Source organism: Terrimonas alba, assembly GCF_042434975.1.
In the GTDB taxonomy this organism is placed as follows: domain Bacteria; phylum Bacteroidota; class Bacteroidia; order Chitinophagales; family Chitinophagaceae; genus Terrimonas_B; species Terrimonas_B alba.
The window spans coordinates 147,504-168,362 of record NZ_JBHMQM010000001.1; the positions used below are offsets into that span (position 1 = coordinate 147,504).

Below are 20,859 nucleotides of genomic sequence, written 5' to 3' on the forward strand. Positions count from 1 at the left end.
CCAATAATCTTATAAATCCCGGTTCAGACAATGAATGAAAATAAAAATATACAACCGTCATCTCTCATCAACGAAGACCTCGCCCCTATTCCAACCGAAAAAAGAAAATGGGGAACATGGAATTATGCAGCGCTATGGATAAGCATGAGCCTTTGTATCCCTACCTACATGTTGGCAAGTTCACTGATCGGTGGCGGCATGAATTGGTGGCAGGCTATTTTGACCATATTTCTCGGTAACACGATTGTTTTAATACCCATGATCTTAAACGGTCACGCCGGTGCAAAATATGGAATACCCTTTCCCGTTTTTGCAAGGGCTAGCTTTGGAACAAAAGGCGCCAATGTTCCCGCCATACTAAGAGCTATTGTAGCCTGTGGCTGGTTTGGTATCCAAACATGGATCGGTGCTGCCGCTATTTATAATATACTAAGGGCATGGAACCCATCATTACCGGAAATTGACAACCAGTCTTTGTTTCCACAGACCATACCAATGATCTGCTTTCTTGTTTTTTGGTTGTTGAACATGTTTATTGTTTACCTCGGTGTAGAAAGCATAAAAAAATTATTAGTATTCAAAGCCATTTTTCTTCCGGTGGCTGCATTGGCTTTATTGTTCTGGGCTATTAGTGCTGCCAATGGATTGGGGCCTATATTAGAACAGCCATCAAAATTATCGGGTGCATCATTCTGGAATTATTTCTTTCCGGCACTAACAGGCATGGTCGGTTTTTGGGCAACCTTATCTTTAAACATTCCTGATTTTACCCGCTATGCCAAATCACAAAAAGCACAGATAAGAGGGCAGGCAATTGGCTTGCCTCCCTCGATGACCCTGTTTGCATTTATTGGTGTGGTGGTAACTTCAGCAACAGCTATTGTGTATGGTAATACTATTTGGGATCCTGTAGCACTGGCCGGAAAATTTGAAAACAAAATGATGGTGACCTTTGCCATGATTGCCGTTGCTATTTCAACTTTAGCTACCAATATCGCCGCCAACATTGTAAGTCCGGCCAATGATTTTTCCAACCTTGCTCCTAATAAAATCAATTTTAGAATGGGCGGTTATATCACCGGTGTGATTGGCGTCTTGATTTTCCCGTGGAAATTGATCGCTGATCCTACCGGGTATATTTTTACCTGGCTGATAGCTTATTCAAGTTTGCTTGGACCGGTTGGCGGCATCATGATTGCAGACTATTACTTTATTCGCCGACAGCAATTAGCCGTAAATGAATTATATAAACATAACGGTATTTACAGTTTTAAGAATGGCTTTAATACCAATGCAATCCTTGCATTGCTGATAGGGATATTGCCAAATGTCCCCGGGTTTCTTGTCACAATAAAAGTATTACCAATGGATGCAGTGGCTGCCTGGATTGCCCAGTTATATAATTATGCCTGGTTCGTTGGATTTTTTGTCAGTGGTATTCTTTATATCTTACTAATGAAGAGAACCATGATTCAGAAGATGAAAATGGATTATGAGGATATTGTTAGAAGTGTGCCAAATACAGATATGCTACAACCGAAATAGTTGTCATCTTCTATGCAGAACTAATGAAATGAATTGTACAGTTAAAACTTTTGTATGTCAATCCTGATAAAAAATGGAAGAGTAATTACTGCTACGGATGATTATGTTGCTGACATTTTCATTGAGGACGAAACCATACAGGTTATCGGAAAAAATCTCCCGCTAAAAGCTGCGAAGGAAATTGATGCCAGCGGTAAGCTTGTTTTTCCTGGTGGGATCGATCCGCATGTTCACCTGGATATGCCCTTTATGGGAACCTTTAGCAGCGATAATTACGAAACCGGAACAAGAGCTGCTCTGTATGGCGGCACGACGATGGTAATCGATTTTATTTTACAAAAGCAAGGCAATTCATTACGCTCCGCATTGGAAGAATGGAAGGACCGGAGCGATAATAACTGTGTCGGTGATTACAGTTTCCACATGGCTGTCACTGACTTCAACGATACTACGAAGAAAGAAGTTCAGGAGATGATCGAAAAAGAAGGTATCACTTCTTTCAAAACTTTTATGGCCTATAAAGGTGCGCTGATGATTGATGACCGGCAAATGGTTGGCTTAATGGATGAAGTAAAAAAACATGGCGGCCTGATCAATGTACATGCTACCAATGGTGATATGATCGACTACTTGGTCGCTAAGCACCGAAATGAAGGAAAACTTTCACCACTTTATCACTATTTGTCACAGCCGGAAGTAACGGAAGCTGAAGCCAGCGAACGCTTTGTCGATATGGCCAATTATACCGGCTGTCCTGGTTATATCGTTCACCTGACCTGCGAAGGCGCACTAAATGCCGTTCGAAATGCCACCCGGCGAAATCAAAAGCTATTTGTGGAGACCTGCATACAATATTTGCTGCTTGATGCTACGTTATATCAAAAAGATTTTGAAGGCGCCAAATGGGTGATGAGCCCACCGCTCCGGCAGAAAAAAGACCAGGAAACACTGTGGGCCGGCATCAACCAGGGATTGGTGCAAGTAGTAGCAACGGATCATTGTCCATTCAAATGGGAACAAAAACTGATGGGTAAAGATGATTTTTCTAAAATACCCAATGGACACCCGGCTATTGAAAACAGGATGGAACTTTTATATAGTGAAGGCGTGCATAAAGGAAAGATAACATTAAACAAGTATGTAGAAGTAGCCTGCACCAACCCGGCAAAAATATTCGGCATGTTTCCGCGAAAAGGAACAATTGCTGTGGGTAGTGATGCCGACATTGTAATTTTTGATCCAAATGAAAAACATGTGTTGTCCGCCAAAACGCATCACATGAATGTTGACTACAGCGGTTACGAGGGTTGGGAAGTAATAGGAAAAGTGAAAACAGTGTTATTAAGAGGACAGGTTGCAATTGATGAGAACAAATGCTTAGTGGAGAAAGGCTATGGAAAATTTATTAAACGAAAGAAAGTCAGATCCATGATTTAAGCGATTAAAAGGATTATGAAGGAAATAGAAAATTAATTTTCGCAACTGGAAAACTTAAAACTTTAAAACTTATTATCTCATGCCAAGAATGATTAAATCAGGACTTATTCAAATGTCGTTGCCAAAAACAGAAGGTGAAGGAACCATAGAAGAGATCAAGGAAGCCATGGTGCAAAAACATATCCCTTTAATTGAAGAAGCCGGGAAAAAAGGTGTCCAGATACTTTGCCTGCAGGAGATTTTTAACACGCCGTATTTCTGCCCCGGGCAGGATAAGGCATGGTATGAATCAGCAGAAGCAGTTCCTGGTCCTACTGTTGCACGAATGCAGGAGTATGCAAAGAAATATAATATGGTCATGATCGTTCCGATCTATGAAAAAGAACAGGCGGGTGTTTTATATAACACAGCAGCAGTGATTGATGCAGATGGAACATTTTTAGGTAAGTACCGGAAAAATCATATCCCGCATACCTCTGGTTTTTGGGAAAAATTTTTCTTCAAGCCTGGTAATCTTGGTTACCCGGTCTTTCAAACAAAATATGCGAAAGTGGGTGTTTATATCTGCTATGATCGTCATTTTCCGGATGGAGCAAGGTGCCTTGGTTTAAATGGAGCGGAGATCGTTTATAATCCTTCGGCGACAGTAGCAGGCCTTTCACAATATTTATGGAAACTGGAACAACCAGCTCATGCTGCTGCCAACGGATATTTCATGGGATGCATCAATAGAGTAGGTACAGAAAAACCCTGGAACCTTGGCAAGTTTTATGGCAACAGTTATTTTGTTGATCCAAGAGGACAAATATTTGCCCAGGCCAGTGAGGATAAAGATGAATTATTGATCGCTGATTTTGATTTGGATATGATTGAAGAAGTGAGAGCTACCTGGCAATTTTTCAGGGACAGAAGACCGGAGACCTATGGAAAGTTGGTAGAGCTTTAAATAATGCGAAATGTGCTGATGTGAAAAAATGTGGAAATGATTTTTACTATTGACCGTTTTTAATTTTCACTTTTCCATATTCGACACACTCCACATTCAATACATAAAAAATGGCTATAGTCAACAACAGATTAAACAAAGAGCAATACGAACAAAACTTCGCTGACATTCATCCGCCGTTTGAAAACAAAACAGCAGCTGAAGTGGATGCCAATCGTTGCCTGTTTTGCTATGACGCTCCCTGCACAAAAAGTTGTCCAACACATATTGATATTCCTAAGTTCATTAAACAGATCACGACGGAAAATATAAAAGGATCTGCTCATACTATTTTTTCTTCCAATATCATGGGTGCCGGTTGTTCAAGAGTTTGCCCCGTTGAAAAATTATGCGAAGGCGCCTGTGTGTACAACTTGTTGGAAGAAGAACCAATTCCGATTGCAAGATTGCAGCGCTACTCTACGGAAATAGCATTGGAAAACAACTGGCAATTGTTTGAACGAAAAAAATCAACGGGGAAAAAATGTGCTGTTGTAGGCGCCGGCCCCGCTGGTTTAAGCTGCGCTCATACCTTATCAAGAGAAGGCGTTGATGTAACGATCTATGAAAAAGAATCAAAAGGGGGCGGCCTGATGACTTATGGAATCGCTGCTTATAAAGTAACACCACAATTTTGCGAAGATGAAGTGAATTACATCACGGCTATTGGCGGTATTGATATAAAATACAACCAGGAACTGGGGCCGGATATAATCCTGGCTGAACTCCAAAAAAATTATGATGCCGTTTATCTCGGCATTGGCGTAGGAGTGGCAAGACAATTGGATATACCCGGCGAAGAATTGGAAGGTGTGGTAGATGCTATCAGTTTCATTTATGATATACGCAGCAGAGAATATTCATCTGTTCCGGTTGGAGATAAGGTTGCTGTGATTGGAATGGGAATGACAGCGATCGATGCGGCTACGCAAGCAAAACGACTGGGAGCAAAAGAAGTAACATTAGTTTACAGGAGAACAGAAGAGGAAAAACCCTGTACGGATGTTGAGCTGGACATCGCTAAGTTAGATGGCTGTGAAATCATCTGGCTGGCAGCTCCGAAAGAAGTGAAAGGTGAAAAGGGAAAAGTAAAAGAATTGCTTTGCAGTGTGATGAAACTAGGCGATCCGGATACAACTGGAAGAAGAACTCCGGTTGATACCGGCGAAACATTTACGCTGACTGTTGATATGGTTATCAAAGCAGCAGGGCAAGTGCCTTTTGAAGAGTTGGTAAAAAATAATCAACTGGAAAACAAAAACGGAAAATTGGTTATTGATAAAAATTGTTCTACTAATATCAAAGGTGTTTTTGCGGGTGGTGATTGTGTCAACGGAGGAAAGGAAGTGGTAGATGCAGTGCAGGCGGGAAAACTTGGGGCAAAAGCGATACTCGCCTATTTGTCTGAACCATGATTGGGGAGGATTAAATTAAAAGGAAACTAATCTCAAAATCCTGTAAATCCAATAAATCCCAGTTCAGACAATTGCATAGCGAACAGAACGATGAAGTGTGCGACCTGCCTTTGTCGGCAGACAGGCGCAACAGACGACGATTAGAATTACTGAAGTTGGTAACATAAAAGAAAAACTTATGGCAAACATCAGTTCAAATTTTCTCGGCATCAAATCTCCCAACCCATTCTGGCTGGCGAGTGCCCCGCCCACGGATAAAAAGTATAATGTACTTCGTGCCTTCGAAGCAGGTTGGGGTGGTGTGGTCTGGAAGACATTGGGATCACAAGTGAAAAATGTGTCATCAAGATATTCAGCTGTTGATTTCGGACGGCAACGGGTGATGGGTTTTAATAATATCGAGCTCATCAGTGATCGCCCGATGGACATCAACCTGAAAGAAATTACGGAGTGCATCAAATTATTTCCTGATCGTGCCATGGTTGTTTCATTGATGGCTGACAATGACAAAAAGAGCTGGCATGAACTGATAAAAAAAGTAGAAGATACCGGCGCACACGGACTGGAATTAAACTTTGGTTGCCCGCACGGCATGACAGAAAGAGGAATGGGTGCTACTGTAGGACAAGATCCCGAGATCGCCTGCATGGTAGTGGAGTGGGTAATGGAAGCGGCAACGATTCCCGTTATTACCAAACTTACTCCCAATGTTCACTCCGTGGTACCAACAGGAAGATCGGTGGTAAAAGCAGGCACCAATGGATTATCATTAATCAACACGATACAATCAGTGACGGGTGTTGACCTCGATACGCTGGTTCCCAATCCTTATGTAGCGGGCAAATCAGTGTTTGGCGGTTACTGCGGACCTGCTGTGAAACCTATCGCTTTAAAAATGCTGACGACTATTGCGCAGGATGAGTTGACCAGGCAGGTTCCCATTTCAGGAATTGGTGGTATCAGTACCTGGAAAGATGCCGTTGAATTTATGTTGCTCGGCGCTTCGAATGTGCAGGTATGTACAGCAGCAATGAAGCATGGCTTCAGAATTATTGATGATATGATTGAGGGGCTTACCAACTGGATGGATGAGAAAGGTTTTAATACCCTTGATGATTTTATCGGCAAATCTGTAAGCACCATCACACATTGGGAGGATTTGGATATCAATTATCATCATATCGCCAAAATAAACCAGGATAAATGTATCCATTGCGGCCTGTGCTATATCGCTTGTGAAGACACATCCCATCAGTCTATTAAACTGAACTATGGTAATCCTTATAATACATATACCGTGATTGAAGAAGAATGCGTGGGTTGCAATCTTTGCGAGCTGATATGCCCTGTTGATCAATGTATCACTATGGAAGTGCACCGAAAAGGGGAAGAATACCTGAACTGGAAAGAATTTGTACGCAGGGGGCTACCCCTGAATGATCATTAATACTTCCGCCTTCAATACTTTTTTTACCTTTGGGCTTTATCTATTTTCTTAAATAAGCCGATAACTATGAATAAGGGTATAAAAAAAGCATTGAAAATAACAGGTATCATTGTAGTGGTTTTAGTTGCTCTCGCATTTATTATTCCCATTGCTTTTAAAAAACAGATCACTGACCTGGTAAAAAAAGAGATTAACAAAAGTCTCACTGCAAAGGTGGACTTCGCTGACGTCAGCTTGTCTCTTTTTCGGCATTTTCCAAAAGTGTCAATCAGCCTCGATGATCTCAGTGTTGTAGGCACCGATGAATTTGTTAACGACACGCTGATTGCAACAAAGAACCTGGATGCGTCTGTTAATTTGATAAGTGTTATCAAAGGAAAAGACATCAAAGTATCCGGTGTATACTTAGAGTCTCCCCGTATCCATGCCCTGGTAAATAAAGACGGGAAAGCCAACTGGGATATAACGAAAGCGGACAGTGCTGCATCCGTGTCTTCCGATACGGCTACTTCAGCTTTTAAAATGACGCTGCAGAAATATGCTATTAAAGATGGATATATCTATTATAAAGATGAAAGCAGTGACATGAGTGCGGAGATATCTGGTCTTGATCATGAAGGCAGTGGTGATTTTACCCAGGATGAATTTATTCTTTCAACTGTCACTAAAACAAATGCCGCCAGTTTTACCTATGCAGCTATTCCCTACCTCTCCAATACAAAAACAAGTATTGGCGCTGATATAAAAATTGATAACAAAACAAATACATATACATTCAGGACGGACGATATTGCGTTGAATAATTTGAAAGTATCGGCAGACGGATCTTTTCAATTGGTGAACGATAGCACGTATAATATGGATATAAAATTTAAATCTCCATCCAATGAGTTTAAAGATATCCTGTCACTGATCCCGGCTGTTTACAAAAATGATTTCGCAACCATAAAAACAAGCGGCAGCGCTTTATTCAACGGCTGGGTAAAAGGTATTTATAGTCCGACACAAATGCCGGCTTATGATGTGAACCTCGAAGTAAAAGATGGATTCTTCCAGTATCCTGATTTACCAAAACCAGTAAAAAACATCCAGGTTGCTATGCACCTGAGTAATCCCGACGGAAAAATGGATAATACTGTGGTGGACATTTCAAAAGGTCATTTAGAAATGGACAATGAACCATTTGACTTTAAACTACTCTTTAAAAATCCGGAAACCTCACAGTACGTAGATGCTGTAGCAAAAGGCAAGCTTGACCTGGCCAATCTTTCAAAATTCGTCAAACTCGAAGGCAACACAAAACTGGCAGGCCTCGTTTTGGCCGATATTTTTGCAAAAGGAAATTTGTCAGCTATACAAACGCAACAAGGACCTTTTACAGCTGGTGGATTTTTAGACATAAAAAATCTTTTTTATTCTTCCAGCGATTTTCCACAGCCCATTCAAAATGGCAATATGAAAGTGCAATTGCAAAATAGTGGCGGTATTGCGGACAACACCACCGTTGACATTTCAGCCGGTCATATTGAAGTAGGAAAAGATCCTTTTGATTTTTCTTTGCAATTACGCAACCCTGTTTCTTCTGTTGACTTTTCCGGCGCAGCCAAAGGACGTTTCACTTTAGACAATGTTAAACAATTTACTACCCTGGAGCCGGGCACCGCTGTAAGCGGGATATTAAACGCTGATTTAGGATTCAGCGGTAATAAAACAGCTATCGATAAAAGTGAATATGATAAAATAAACATCAACGGTACGGCTGGCCTTTCCAATTTAAAATATGCATCAAAGGATTATCCAACAGGTGTGACAATCAATAATACACAGCTCACCTTCAACCAGAAGAATATTACGCTGAACAATCTTCGCGGGAATTATTTGAATACCAATTTCACTGCCAGTGGTGTATTAAACAATTTGATCGGCTATGCCATGAAGGATCAAACCCTATCCGGCAACCTTGATGTGACTGCCGATAAACTGAACCTGAATGATTGGATGGGTACAGAACCTGCTCCCGCTACAGAGACTCCAGCAACCTCAACAACTGCTGAACCATTCCTGGTACCGGCCGGCATCAATTTTACGATCAATGCAAAAGCAGGCGAAGTAAAATACGATAAGGTAAACTACAATAACATCAATGGCACAGTGGTTTTAAATGATCAAACCGTAAAGTTGCAAAATGTAAAAACCGATGCGCTGGATGGCTCAGTTGCTTTCAATGGCTCCTACTCTACCAAAACAAATAAAAAACAACCAGATATCGCCATCTCCTATGATGTAAAAGATGTGGATGTACAAAAAGCCTTTTTCGCTTACAATACTTTTCAAAAGTTGATGCCTATTGGTCAGTTCCTGTCCGGAAAATTAAGTTCACAACTCAGTATGACAGGTAATCTTAATGGTGATATGATGCCTGACCTCAGCAGTCTTACAGGGCAAGGAAACCTTTTATTACTGGAAGGTGTGTTAAAGAAATTCGCACCGCTGGAAAAATTAGCGAACACCTTGCAAATAGACGACCTGAAATCCATTGCCATAAAAGATATCAAAAATTATATTGAATTTGCAAACGGCAAAGTGCTGGTGAAACCATTTACCGTAAAAGTAAAAGATATTGATCTGCAAATTGGCGGCATGCATGGTTTTGATCAATCAATCGACTACGTGGTAGCGATGAAGGTCCCTAGAAAATATTTAGGTACCCAGGGTAACAACCTGGTCAATGGCCTGGCGACACAGGCAAGCAGCAAGGGAATTCCTGTTACGCTGGGTGATGTTGTAAACCTGAATATCAAAATGGGCGGAAGTCTTACTAATCCTTCTATCAAAACTGATCTGAAAGAAGTAGCCGGCGATGCCGTAGCAGATCTCAAACAGCAGGCGGCTGATTTTGCACAGGCAAAAGCCGATAGTGCGAAGCAAAGAGTAAGAGATTCGGTGAATGTCGTGAAGAACCAGGTGGTGAATGACGTCAAAGAAGATTTAAAAAATAAAATTTTGGGCAATAAAGATTCGGTTCAAACGAACAATACAGACAGCACCAAAAAGAAAGCTGAACAAACGATAAAGAATACCATCAACGATCTGTTTAAGAAAAAGAAAAAGGTGGCTGCAGATACAACCGCTAAACAATAAAAAAGGAAGCCGCCGACCAGGCGGCTTTGCACAGTAAAATTTCCGTTGATGAAAATGATTGCAGCAGGTTCAGTTTTATAAATTTAGGGTGTGCCAGTTTAAGAGCTTCTATGAATAATTTTCCGGTGAACCGGCTTAGATATGAATGCCGGGCCATTGACACCATTTGGCGGATGAAAGTCAAACATCCGCCATGGCATAAGAAATGACTACATTAGTTTTTACACAGAGTGATGATGCATATGATGTTGATGATGTATATGCTTTGATGGCCCTTTTTCCGGATCAACCACTTCAAAATGTCCCATCATACCAGCCTCGTGATGTTCAAGAATATGGCAATGGTACATCCACATACCGGGACGGTTATCGGGCATCCACGCAATCTTGATTTTACTTTTTGGTTTAAGGTTATAACTGTCCTTCCATGCCTTGAAAGCAGGCGTCTTCCCATTTTCTTCTATTACCTGGAAAAAGTATCCATGCAAATGAAAGGGATGATCCATCAGGCTTGTGTTAGATACTTCCCATACCTGCAGTTCTCCCACACTTACCGGCTTATCACTATAATGCGTACCACCGTTTACAAAAAAATCAACACCATGCTTCAGGTTGATATCAACGGCAAATTCTATTTTCCTGTTGATGGTTGCATGCTGCGGAGCTAATGTTTCTATCTCTCTCAAGTTGTAAGGCAGATATGCAACGGAAGGTTTGGCTTCGCCAACTATTACACTTGCAAGCCGCCCATTTTTAGTCTTTACAAAAGTGGTCCGGTTGTACGGCAATGACTCAATTGAAAAGTTTTCGCCTTCCGCAAAAGGTCCTGCTGCTATATCCATTCTTTCTCCTGGTATCATCAATACTTCAGTTACTTCCTGCGGACGTTCCAGGAGGCCTCCGTCGGTGCCGATAATTTTGAAAGTTCTGCCTCCAAAATACAACCGTATATACCGGGCACTTGATGCATTGATAAACCGCCATCTTTCTGTCTGTCCTGCATTGATATTAATGAGCGGGTTTTCTTTTCCGTTAATCAATATTGTATTTCCCTGCCGGCCATCATGTCTTTCTATCCAGCGCTGAATGCGGTTACCTCTTTTAAACTGGTTGCCGCCATCCAGCTTCACATCATCTATCATCAAAACTTTTTCTGCATCGAAAACAGGGTCTGTACTGTCTTCCACAATCAATGCGCCATACATACCTCTTTCCATTTGTACTGTTTCATTTTGATGTGAGTGATACCAGAATGTTCCTGCATCGGGAACTGTAAACCGGTATTCAAATTCCTCTCCCGGCCCTATAGGTTTTTGCACACTGTCTGTTCCATCCATTGAAGCCGGCAACCTGATACCGTGCCAGTGAACTATGGCGGGTTCATTCAAGTTGTTTTTTACTTTAATAACCATCGTATCGCCTTTGTGAGCTTTCAGTACCGGGCCGGGGAAGCTGTTATTAAAGCCCCATGCTTTAATTGTTTTCTGATTGGAGATTTTCCAGTCGAATTCAGATGCTGTCAGTTGATAAAATCTTGTTGTTTGCATTGGTTTTTGTTTTAATAATTTGAAAATGGGAGGCGGCTGCACCTCCCTGTTGATTATTTCGCAGATGAAACTCCGCATGTACAAACGGGACTGCAGGTACAAACTGCGCAGTCGCAACCTGGTTTGTCTTTGCTTGACCGAATTGTCGTTTTCATGATTTTAATTTTTATTGTTATCAATTATTAACGACACAAAACTACAGCCGCCCTGTTCGGGTGGCTGTATGCTATTCAGGGAAAGATTTACAGAATTTTTGGATCAGATGCGGTCCAGTGATTTACGTTTTGCAGCGCCGATTTTTTTAAAATAAGAAGGTGTAAGACCAGTAACTTTTTTAAACTGTGACGACAAATGATGAACACTGCTAAAACCGGTCTGATAAGATATTTCAGTCAGTGAAAGCTGGTCATATACAAGCAACTCTTTTACTTTTTCTATTCTCTGCAGAATGAAGAATTGTTCAATGGTTTTTCCTTCAACCGAGGAAAAGAGATCGCTTAGGTAGCTATAATCATAAGCAATCTTTTTTGTTATAAATGCAGACAGCTTCAGGTTTTGGGAATCCATGCCCAACTCCAGGTATTCCATCACCGCCTTTTTAATATCCTCAATGATTTTATTGACTCTTGTTGCTATCAATTCAAATCCTGCCTTATGCAGCTCTTTTTCCACTTTATTCAATTGCTCTTTTGTAAGGCCGGCCGGAATATCCGCTTCACCCAACGACACTTTGCTGAATGGAATATTGAGGCTTTGCAAAGTATTTTCTACGGTCATAATGCACCGCTGGCAAACCATGTTTTTAATCAGAAGCTTATGATTTTTTTCGGCCATTCCTCGTCGGTCGGGTGAATATGCAAAATACGAATGAATGGAAATATTCTTGCACTTTCTGAAGTTCGCCGAAAGAAGAATGCCGTGGTTGTCACCCGGAGCAAAGCGAAGGGTATCCAACCATGGCATAGAAAATATTCAATGAAAATTATCGGCGATAGTTCAGTTTTATAAATTTCGTATACATCAGGTCTATACCCTTTCCTGCCGGGTGCCTGCGTCTTTGCAAGCAATGTTTCGGGCAGAAGTAATTGCAATGAGTGGCCGGCGTGGGACAAAAGCACCCGCCGGGGCGTAGCAAGCCGCTGCGGATACAAACCCTCGAACAAAAAAAGAAGCCACCTAAACAAATGACTTCTTTTTTCAGTCGGGATGACTGGATTCGAACCAGCGACCCCGTCGTCCCGAACGACGTACGCTACCGGACTGCGCTACATCCCGAAAATCTAATAGTGTAAAAATAAAAAAAGACCCTTGAAAAAATCAAGAGTCTTTTTTTAACTGTCGGGACGACTAGATTCGAACTAGCGACCCCTTGCACCCCATGCAAGTGCGCTACCGGGCTGCGCTACGTCCCGAACTTTAATACGATTGACGTATTGGAAAGGGGATTGCAAAAGTAGGGTTTTTTAGCATTTTTCCGAACCAAAAACAACCATTATCTTCGCCGCTTAATGAAACTACTCATTAAGAACGCAAAAATCGTTGATCCAAATTCTCCTTTCAACGGGCAAATCACTGATATTTTTATTGAAAATGGAATAATCAGCCAATTGGGCGCTGATCTCGCACAAAAAGCAGATAAGGAAATAAACATTCCGGGCCTCCATGTCTCGCCGGGATGGGTGGATGTTTTTGCCAATTTTGCTGATCCGGGTCATGAATTTAAAGAAACCCTCGAGACGGGTGCGGCCGCAGCGGCAGCAGGCGGGTATACTGATGTCATGGTCATCCCCAATACCAATCCTTGTATACACAATAAGTCTACTATTGAATATATTGTTCAGAAAGGCAAAACGTTGCCGGTATTCATTCATCCAATAGGCGCCATTACAAAAAACACTGAAGGCAAAGAACTGGCCGAGATGTATGACATGAAGAACAGCGGCGCTATCGCATTCAGTGATGGGATCAACAGTGTTCAATCTGCGGGTTTGTTATTGAAAGCATTGCAATATGTAAGAACTTTTGACGGCACATTGATTCAAATCCCCGATGATAAAAGTATTAACGCCCATGGTTTGATGAACGAAGGCATTGTGTCAACACAATTAGGCTTGCCCGGTAAACCGGCCATGGCGGAAGAATTGATTGTGGCAAGGGATATCAAGTTAACAAGATATGCGGAGTCACGACTGCATTTTACAGGCGTGAGTTCAAAAAAATCGCTGGAATATATCAAAAGGGGAAAAGAAAGTGGCATAAAAATCAGTTGTTCCGTAACACCTTATCATCTTTTCTTTTGCGATGAAGACATGAAAGATTATGATACAAATCTGAAAGTCAATCCTCCCCTTCGCACCAAAGAAGACTGGGCCGCTTTGCATCAAGCCATTACCGAAGGCACGATTGACTGCATCGCCACACATCATTTGCCTCACGAATTTGACAGCAAAGTAGTAGAATTTGAATATGCGAAATACGGTATGATTGGTCTTGAGACTGCTTATGCCGTGTTGCGCACCGCTCTTCCGGCAGTGGCCGCCGAAAAATGGGTAGCGCTGTTATCATTAAATCCACGCCGCTTATTTGGACTTGATACCGCCAGCATCATAGAAGGAAATAATGCATTGCTGACACTATTCGATCCGGAAAAAAAATGGACAGTGGCAGAAAAAAACATTTTCTCAAAATCGAAAAACACTCCTTTCATTGGTCAGGTACTGACCGGCAAAGTGATAGGCATCGTTAATAAAAACACCGCCGTTATCAACTGATTCTTTTAGTATTCATGAATAAACTCACTCCTCTTGTTAAAGGTATTATTACCGGCGCTGCCATGGTAAGTGCCTTTTTAGTAGCATTCTATACGGTCCCCGAAAATTCGCCGGTTCATTATTTTATCTATGCACTATTTGCAGCAGGGATAATCTGGACATTAATATCCTATAAAATGTCAACTTCCTTTACTGGAAAATTTGCAGATTTATTTGGACAGGGATTTCGCTGCTTTATTATAGCTATACTTATCATTGTGGCCTTTATAACTATATTCCATAAATTTCATCCTGAATTTGCTGAAAAAGACGCTGTTTATTACCGGGAAGCACTTGTTAAAAAGAAAGGAAAAACGCCCGCTGAAATTGATGAGCTGGTAGCCGACAACAAAAAACGGTATACGACAAAAGTTGTTTACCTCACAATTTTCGGATATTTGATACTCGGCACTATCGTTACAGCGGCCGGGTCAGCATTATTAATGAGAAGAAAATAACGCATGGATATTTCCCTGGTCATACCATTATTGAACGAAGAAGAATCTTTACCCGAGTTATCCGCCTGGATAGAAAAGGTAATGTTCGAAAATAATTATACATACGAGATCATTTTCGTTGACGATGGCAGTACAGATAATTCATGGCAAGTAATTGAGCAGTTAAGAACTAAAAATCCAAACATAAAGGGCATCAAGTTTCAGCGCAACTATGGTAAATCAGCCGGGTTGAATGAAGGATTTCGTGCAGCGGAAGGCGATGTGATCATTACCATGGATGCCGACTTGCAGGATAGCCCCGATGAAATTCCAGAGCTCAGAAAGATGATCCTTGAGGATGGTTATGATTTGGTAAGCGGATGGAAAAAAAAGCGATATGATAATAAGCTGACGAAGAATTTACCCAGCAAATTATTTAATGCAGCTGCCAGGCAGATGAGCAAAATAAAATTGCACGATTTTAACTGCGGCTTAAAATCATATAGCAAAAAAGTGGTGAAGAGTGTAGAAGTATACGGAGAGATGCATCGCTACGTTCCGGTATTGGCTAAATGGGCCGGCTTTAAAAAGATTGGTGAAAAAGTAGTGGAACACAGACCCCGCAAGTATGGTGTCAGCAAGTTTGGCTGGACAAGATTTATCAATGGATTTCTTGATCTGCTCACCATTTTCTTCATGGGCAAATTTGGTAAACGGCCGATGCATTTTTTCGGTGCATGGGGAACGATATTTTTCCTCGCTGGTCTGTTGATCTCTTTATCCCTGATCATTTCAAAAATTATTGACCCCCATAATTTTGCCTTAACCAACCGTCCCGGATTTTATATTGCTTTAACATCTATCCTAATTGGCATGCAATTATTCCTGGCGGGTTTTATAGGTGAATTGATTTCAAGAAATTCACAGGGCCGTAATACTTATCTCATCGAAAAGAAAGAAGGTTTGTAATGGCAAACGTTGTGATCATTGGACCGGCACATCCCTTAAGAGGAGGATTAGCTACGTTTAACCAACGCCTTGCAAAAGAGTTTATTCAAAGCGGACATAGTTGTTCCATTTATTCTTTTTCGCTTCAATACCCATCGTTTCTTTTTCCGGGTAAAACTCAATATTCTGATGAACCGGCGCCGGAGGGAATCACCATTCACACAGCGATTAATTCGGTAAACCCTCTTAACTGGCTACAGGTGGGCAGCCGTTTAAAGAAACAAAATCCGGACATTATCGTGGTTCGTTACTGGCTCCCGTTCATGGGACCGGCACTGGGAACTATATTAAGAAAAGTAAAAAAAAACAAACACACCAAAATTGTTTGCATTGCTGATAATGTGATTCCACACGAAAAAAGACCCGGCGATAAAGCGTTTACCAGTTACTTTATCAAAAGTTGTGACGCCTTCATTACTATGAGTGAAAAGGTGCTGAATGATCTACGGTTATTTGATGTTGAGAAACCAGCGCAATTGGTACAACACCCTTTGTACGATAATTTTGGCCCTATCATTTCGAAAACTGAAGCACGAAAACACTTAGGCCTGCCTACCGATGAAAAGATTATTTTATTCTTTGGATTCATCCGCAAATACAAAGGACTTGATCTGTTGCTGGAGGCAATGGCCAACCAGCAAATAAAAGATGCCGGGATTAAATTACTCATTGCGGGTGAATTTTATGAAGATGAAAAGCAATACCAGGATCAGATCAACCAGCTTGGAATCAAAGACCAATTAATTTTAAAAACTGATTTTATTTCGGATAGCGAAGTTCAATACTATTTATGTGCAGCTGATGCTATCATTCAACCTTACCGCAATGCCACGCAAAGCGGTGTCACACCACTCGCCTACCACTTTGAAAAACCAATGGTTGTTACGAATGTAGGCGGCTTACCTGCTCTTGTTCCCGACCAGAAAGCAGGTCTCGTGGTGGAGCCAAATCCTGCAGCCATTGCAAAAGGCATTGTAAAATTCTATCAATTAGGAGAGGATTATTTTATTCCGCATCTTCGCAGCGAAAAACAAAAATATAACTGGCAAAATATTGTAAAAGCAGTTATCAATCTTTCGGGGAATAATCGTTGAGGCGTTTGCTGAAGCGTTCACATCAACAGTGAGTCCCCGGGACCAGTTAGTAAAACCATATTCTATTAAACAATCGACGCATGATCTATCGAAGCAAAGCTCCTTTAAGAATTGGATTAGCCGGTGGTGGCACCGATGTTAGCCCTTACAGTGATCAATATGGCGGAGCCATCCTGAATGCCACCATTTCCTTATCCGCTCATGCCAGTATCGAACCAATTGAAGGTAATGAGATCATCATTGAATCATTGGATCAAAAACAAACGCAACAGTTTGATTGGGCAAAAGAATTACCCATTGACGGCACTTTAGATCTGTTAAAAGGTGTTTACAACCGCATACAAAAAGATTATACAATACCTGCGACCGGCTTCAGGCTGTCTACTTTTGTAGATGCACCTGCCGGCTCCGGGCTGGGCACTTCGTCTACGCTGGTCGTGGCAATCATTGGGGCATTTACAGAAATGCTGAAACTTCCTTTGGGTGATTATGACATTGCTCATTATGCCTACGAGATTGAACGAACAGATTTGAAACTGGCAGGCGGTAAACAAGACCAGTATGCTGCCACTTTTGGCGGTGTCAACTTCATGGAATTTTATGAGGATGATAAAGTAATCGTAAACCCGCTTCGGATAAGACCTGAATACCTGCACGAATTGCAAAACAATCTCGTTCTTTATTTCACATCAACGAGCCGGGAATCAGCCACCATCATCAAAGAGCAACAGAAAAATGTGAATGAGAGAAACGAAAAATCGATTGAAGCCATGCACCAATTAAAAGAGCAGGCAAAGCGAATGAAGGAAGCATTATTGAGAGGCAGGCTGCATGAAATTGGTGAGATCCTTGATTTTGGTTTTCAGCAAAAAAGATTAATGGCCCATAATATCTCTAACAAAGGCATTGAGGAGATTTATAATGCCGCAATACAGGCTGGTGCCACAGGTGGCAAAATATCCGGAGCCGGTGGTGGAGGCTTTATGACATTTTACTGTCCCAAAAACACCAGGTACAAGGTTATTGAAACCTTAGAATCATTCGGCGGTTATTGTAAAAATTATCAGTTTACCAAACACGGTTTAACGACCTGGACAGTATAACACTATGAAGACCTTTTTTTTCTTTGCAAGGAATCTGAAAAAAACCTTTTTGTGGCTGCGCCTGCACGTATTGATAGGTCCGTTTGAAAAAATGTTTTTAAACCTGGCCAATATGTCAAGGCTTTCCCGCTGGGCGCATGAACAAAAAAACAAAAGCTCTTTCAATGATTTTTTTGCATACAAGTCGGATTATAATAAACGTTTTTCACTATACCAACATATTACATCGGCAGAAACGAAAAATGAGCCGATTGAGTATTTGGAATTTGGAGTAGCCGGAGGCAGTTCGTTCAAGTGGTGGGTTGAACATAATACCAATCCGCAATCACGTTTTCATGGATTCGATACATTTGAAGGATTACCGGAAGCATGGGGACCTTTTAAAGCCGGTGATATGTCAACTGGTTCAAAACAACCGGATATTAAAGATGCAAGGGTTAAATTTTATAAAGGACTGTTCCAGCAAACGTTACCCGGTTTTATTCAGCAATATAACAGCACAAACCGCAAGCTGATTCATATGGATGCGGACTTATACACATCAACGTTATTTACTTTAACAAGTTTGGCACCCTTGCTAAAAAAGGGGGACATTATTCTGTTTGACGAATACCTTGTCCCTTCCCATGAGTTCCTGGCTTTTGATAATTTTATAAAATCATACTATATCAATACTGAGTTTATTGGAGCTGCCAATAATTATCTTTTTACGGCCTTTAAAATTGTTTGACACATGAAAGACAGAATAACAGAAATAATAAAGGCTTCGATCGATACAAAACAAAGAGTTTTGGAAGATGAGTTGCTTTTGCAAACAATCAACAATTGCGTTCATAAGATTGTAATGGCTTTTAAGAACGGTAACAAGGTCTTGTTTTGCGGTAATGGCGGCAGCGCCGCTGATGCGCAGCACCTCGCGGCTGAATTTTCCGGCCGCTTTTATACCGATCGCAAAGCTTTACCTGCAGAGGCGTTGCATTGCAACACTTCCTATCTTACGGCTGTAGGAAACGATTATAGTTTTGATGTCATCTATTCCCGCCTGATTGATGGCATCGGCCAGCATGGTGATGTATTGATCGGCTTATCCACTTCCGGCAATTCAAAAAATATTATCAAAGCCTTTGAAACCGCCAAAGAAAAAGGCATGATCACCATCGGCTTCACGGGGATGACGGGCGGCCAATTGAAATCTGTTAGTGACTATTTGATCAATATCCCATCTGCAGATACCCCCAGAATACAGGAAAGTCATATTATGGCGGGGCACATTATTTGCCAGTTGGTTGAGGAAAAATTATTTAACACCCCAAACCTCTAAAGGGGCTTTTAGAGATTCAGTATGAATGAAAACATTTCAAAGCAAATGACTTTCCCCAGCTCTCCCTTTAGGGAGCGGGGAGGGCAAGCAATTATACTCGCAGGCGGATTGGGAACAAGATTAAGATCGGTTGTTTCCGACGTACCAAAGTGCATGGCACCTGTTGCAGGAAGACCTTTCCTGTTTTATGTGATCAACTATCTCAGGTTGCAGGGTATTGAAAAATTTATTTTTTCTCTTGGCTACAAACATGAGATCATTATCGATTATTTAAATGATCAATTTTCAACACTCAATTTTCAATGTTCCGTTGAGGAAGAGCCGCTGGGAACAGGTGGTGCTATACATCTGGCTTGTCAACATGCAACAGAAAAAAATGTGATCATCGTAAATGGTGACACTCTCTTTAAAATAAATATTGAAGAAATCAGTTCTTTTCATCAACAACAAAAAGCTGATTGTACGCTGGCCTTAAAATCGATGCGCCATTTTGACCGCTATGGTGTGGTAGAAATAAACCAGGCAGGAACGATTACTGATTTCAAGGAAAAACAGTTTTATGACAATGGTCTTATCAATGGCGGTGTTTACGTTTTAAATGTCGAAAATTTCCTGGCTAAAAATTTTCCGACCAAGTTTTCGTTTGAAAAAGATTACCTGGAAAAATATTACCTGCAGGGAAATATCAACGCCATTGTACAGGACAGCTACTTTATTGATATCGGTATCCCCGAAGATTACAGCCGGGTGCAGGAGGAATTGAAACAGGCGCCACTGAATTTGAGGGATGTTGATCAAGGCTGGACATTATTCCTCGACCGGGATGGCGTCTTAAATCACGACAAAGTCGGCAGCTATATTTTTAATCCCGGCGAGTTTGTTTTTTATGATGGTGTGCCACCTGTTTTTAAATTGTTCAAAGAAAGATTTGGCCGCATTGTCATTGCAACCAATCAGCGTGGTGTTGGCAGGAATTTAATGAGCGTCGCTGACCTCGATGCTATTCACCAAAAAATGTTGACAATTATAGAGGCAGAAGGTGGTAAGATAGACGCTATTTTTTACGCCACTTCCCTCGACAACAATGACATTATCCGCAAACCAAACCCCGGCATGGCCTTACAAGCCAGGGCCCGGTTTCCCGAAATTGACTTCTCCAAATCGATCATGGTTGGCAACAATATCAGCGACATGGAGTTTGGCCGTAACACCGGCATGTATTGCATCTTTTTAAAGACAACTATTCCGCATATAGAGCTTCCCCACCCGGCTATCGATATGAGTTTTAACTCATTGACAGATTTTGCCAAAGCTTTATGATCTATCACAAAATTTTATAATTTTTTTGTCGTTATTGGCAGCGGGATACCCATTTCACCTTTTAATTAAGGCTTATTTTTGCGATCACCAAATTTAATACCGGCGGGACATTGAAACAATACTATTGGACGCATCGAATGTCTGTCGGCTCAGACGCTTTAGTCTGAGTCCGGCATTTATCGTCGGACATTATATCCGAAACCTATGACATTACATTAACGTATAAATGATATAAATTCTGTGAAAACG

16 protein-coding genes and 2 tRNA genes are annotated in these 20,859 nt (G+C 41.3%); 14 read left to right on the plus strand and 4 right to left on the minus strand.

Going from position 1 to position 20,859, the window contains the following annotated elements:
* Positions 1 to 30: 30 nt before the first annotated feature.
* From ACFEL9_RS00715 to ACFEL9_RS00740, 6 genes are all read left to right on the plus strand, one after another.
* Positions 31 to 1,545 (plus strand): NCS1 family nucleobase:cation symporter-1, encoded by a 1,515-nt coding sequence (locus ACFEL9_RS00715; RefSeq protein WP_385885222.1) that lies wholly within the window; start codon positions 31 to 33, stop codon positions 1,543 to 1,545.
* 54 nt (positions 1,546 to 1,599) lie between these two features.
* On the plus strand, positions 1,600 to 2,982 hold the full coding sequence (hydA, locus tag ACFEL9_RS00720) for a dihydropyrimidinase (RefSeq protein ID WP_385885224.1): 1,383 nt from the start codon (positions 1,600 to 1,602) through the stop codon (positions 2,980 to 2,982).
* Between the two features lie 79 nt (positions 2,983 to 3,061).
* The gene (locus ACFEL9_RS00725; protein WP_385885226.1) at positions 3,062 to 3,928 is read left to right on the plus strand and encodes a nitrilase-related carbon-nitrogen hydrolase; all 867 of its coding nucleotides are present in this window, start codon (positions 3,062 to 3,064) and stop codon (positions 3,926 to 3,928) included.
* Positions 3,929 to 4,038: 110 nt separating this feature from the next.
* On the plus strand, positions 4,039 to 5,382 hold the full coding sequence (locus ACFEL9_RS00730) for an NAD(P)-dependent oxidoreductase (protein ID WP_385885228.1): 1,344 nt from the start codon (positions 4,039 to 4,041) through the stop codon (positions 5,380 to 5,382).
* Between the two features lie 178 nt (positions 5,383 to 5,560).
* Entirely contained in the window at positions 5,561 to 6,829 is a 1,269-nt protein-coding gene (gene preA, locus ACFEL9_RS00735) for an NAD-dependent dihydropyrimidine dehydrogenase subunit PreA (RefSeq protein ID WP_385885230.1), read from the plus strand.
* Between the two features lie 66 nt (positions 6,830 to 6,895).
* On the plus strand, positions 6,896 to 9,970 hold the full coding sequence (locus tag ACFEL9_RS00740; RefSeq protein ID WP_385885232.1) for an AsmA-like C-terminal region-containing protein: 3,075 nt from the start codon (positions 6,896 to 6,898) through the stop codon (positions 9,968 to 9,970).
* 221 nt (positions 9,971 to 10,191) lie between these two features.
* On the opposite strand, the gene ACFEL9_RS00745 is transcribed toward ACFEL9_RS00740, so the two are convergent.
* From ACFEL9_RS00745 to ACFEL9_RS00760, 4 genes are all read right to left on the minus strand, one after another.
* Entirely contained in the window at positions 10,192 to 11,517 is a 1,326-nt protein-coding gene (locus ACFEL9_RS00745) for a multicopper oxidase family protein (RefSeq protein WP_385885234.1), read from the minus strand.
* A 258-nt stretch (positions 11,518 to 11,775) separates the two neighbouring features.
* Complete coding sequence (locus ACFEL9_RS00750; protein WP_385885236.1) at positions 11,776 to 12,294, minus strand: helix-turn-helix domain-containing protein; 519 nt, start codon at positions 12,292 to 12,294, stop codon at positions 11,776 to 11,778.
* Positions 12,295 to 12,718: 424 nt separating this feature from the next.
* Positions 12,719 to 12,792 (minus strand) — tRNA-Pro (locus tag ACFEL9_RS00755).
* Between the two features lie 63 nt (positions 12,793 to 12,855).
* Positions 12,856 to 12,929 (minus strand) — tRNA-Pro (locus ACFEL9_RS00760).
* Between the two features lie 96 nt (positions 12,930 to 13,025).
* Between ACFEL9_RS00760 and ACFEL9_RS00765 the strand changes: the two genes are divergently transcribed.
* From ACFEL9_RS00765 to ACFEL9_RS00800, 8 genes are all read left to right on the plus strand, one after another.
* Positions 13,026 to 14,288 (plus strand): dihydroorotase, encoded by a 1,263-nt coding sequence (locus ACFEL9_RS00765; protein WP_385885238.1) that lies wholly within the window; start codon positions 13,026 to 13,028, stop codon positions 14,286 to 14,288.
* 14 nt (positions 14,289 to 14,302) lie between these two features.
* Positions 14,303 to 14,785 (plus strand): DUF4199 domain-containing protein, encoded by a 483-nt coding sequence (locus ACFEL9_RS00770; RefSeq protein WP_385885240.1) that lies wholly within the window; start codon positions 14,303 to 14,305, stop codon positions 14,783 to 14,785.
* Between the two features lie 3 nt (positions 14,786 to 14,788).
* A complete protein-coding gene (locus ACFEL9_RS00775; protein ID WP_385885242.1) occupies positions 14,789 to 15,733 on the plus strand; it encodes a glycosyltransferase family 2 protein in 945 nt (314 codons plus the stop codon).
* Positions 15,733 to 16,866, plus strand: coding sequence for a glycosyltransferase (locus ACFEL9_RS00780; RefSeq protein WP_385885243.1), 1,134 nt, complete (start codon positions 15,733 to 15,735; stop codon positions 16,864 to 16,866). Before ACFEL9_RS00775 ends, ACFEL9_RS00780 begins: the two co-directional genes overlap by 1 nt.
* A gap of 80 nt (positions 16,867 to 16,946) precedes the next feature.
* The gene (locus ACFEL9_RS00785; protein ID WP_385885245.1) at positions 16,947 to 17,969 is read left to right on the plus strand and encodes a GHMP family kinase ATP-binding protein; all 1,023 of its coding nucleotides are present in this window, start codon (positions 16,947 to 16,949) and stop codon (positions 17,967 to 17,969) included.
* 112 nt (positions 17,970 to 18,081) lie between these two features.
* Positions 18,082 to 18,699 (plus strand): TylF/MycF/NovP-related O-methyltransferase, encoded by a 618-nt coding sequence (locus ACFEL9_RS00790; RefSeq protein WP_385885247.1) that lies wholly within the window; start codon positions 18,082 to 18,084, stop codon positions 18,697 to 18,699.
* Between the two features lie 3 nt (positions 18,700 to 18,702).
* Complete coding sequence (gene gmhA, locus ACFEL9_RS00795) at positions 18,703 to 19,290, plus strand: D-sedoheptulose 7-phosphate isomerase (RefSeq protein WP_385885249.1); 588 nt, start codon at positions 18,703 to 18,705, stop codon at positions 19,288 to 19,290.
* A 45-nt stretch (positions 19,291 to 19,335) separates the two neighbouring features.
* Positions 19,336 to 20,610, plus strand: a complete 1,275-nt coding sequence (locus tag ACFEL9_RS00800) for an HAD-IIIA family hydrolase (RefSeq protein WP_385885251.1) — start codon at positions 19,336 to 19,338, stop codon at positions 20,608 to 20,610.
* Positions 20,611 to 20,859: the final 249 nt, after the last annotated feature.

What these genes read in the sequence shown, in the direction of transcription:
- ACFEL9_RS00770 (WP_385885240.1), top strand. Translation starts at nt 14,303, where the DNA reads ATGAATAAACTCACTCCTCTTGTTAAAGGTATTATTACCGGCGCTGCC.
- ACFEL9_RS00750 (WP_385885236.1), bottom strand. Translation starts at nt 12,294, where the DNA reads ATGACCGTAGAAAATACTTTGCAAAGCCTCAATATTCCATTCAGCAAA.
- ACFEL9_RS00725 (WP_385885226.1), top strand. Translation starts at nt 3,062, where the DNA reads ATGCCAAGAATGATTAAATCAGGACTTATTCAAATGTCGTTGCCAAAA.
- ACFEL9_RS00775 (WP_385885242.1), top strand. Translation starts at nt 14,789, where the DNA reads ATGGATATTTCCCTGGTCATACCATTATTGAACGAAGAAGAATCTTTA.
- ACFEL9_RS00790 (WP_385885247.1), top strand. Translation starts at nt 18,082, where the DNA reads ATGTCAAGGCTTTCCCGCTGGGCGCATGAACAAAAAAACAAAAGCTCT.
- gmhA (WP_385885249.1), top strand. Translation starts at nt 18,703, where the DNA reads ATGAAAGACAGAATAACAGAAATAATAAAGGCTTCGATCGATACAAAA.
- ACFEL9_RS00745 (WP_385885234.1), bottom strand. Translation starts at nt 11,517, where the DNA reads ATGCAAACAACAAGATTTTATCAACTGACAGCATCTGAATTCGACTGG.
- ACFEL9_RS00780 (WP_385885243.1), top strand. Translation starts at nt 15,733, where the DNA reads ATGGCAAACGTTGTGATCATTGGACCGGCACATCCCTTAAGAGGAGGA.
- ACFEL9_RS00740 (WP_385885232.1), top strand. Translation starts at nt 6,896, where the DNA reads ATGAATAAGGGTATAAAAAAAGCATTGAAAATAACAGGTATCATTGTA.
- ACFEL9_RS00730 (WP_385885228.1), top strand. Translation starts at nt 4,039, where the DNA reads ATGGCTATAGTCAACAACAGATTAAACAAAGAGCAATACGAACAAAAC.
- ACFEL9_RS00715 (WP_385885222.1), top strand. Translation starts at nt 31, where the DNA reads ATGAATGAAAATAAAAATATACAACCGTCATCTCTCATCAACGAAGAC.
- ACFEL9_RS00765 (WP_385885238.1), top strand. Translation starts at nt 13,026, where the DNA reads ATGAAACTACTCATTAAGAACGCAAAAATCGTTGATCCAAATTCTCCT.
- ACFEL9_RS00800 (WP_385885251.1), top strand. Translation starts at nt 19,336, where the DNA reads ATGACTTTCCCCAGCTCTCCCTTTAGGGAGCGGGGAGGGCAAGCAATT.
- ACFEL9_RS00785 (WP_385885245.1), top strand. Translation starts at nt 16,947, where the DNA reads ATGATCTATCGAAGCAAAGCTCCTTTAAGAATTGGATTAGCCGGTGGT.
- preA (WP_385885230.1), top strand. Translation starts at nt 5,561, where the DNA reads ATGGCAAACATCAGTTCAAATTTTCTCGGCATCAAATCTCCCAACCCA.
- hydA (WP_385885224.1), top strand. Translation starts at nt 1,600, where the DNA reads ATGTCAATCCTGATAAAAAATGGAAGAGTAATTACTGCTACGGATGAT.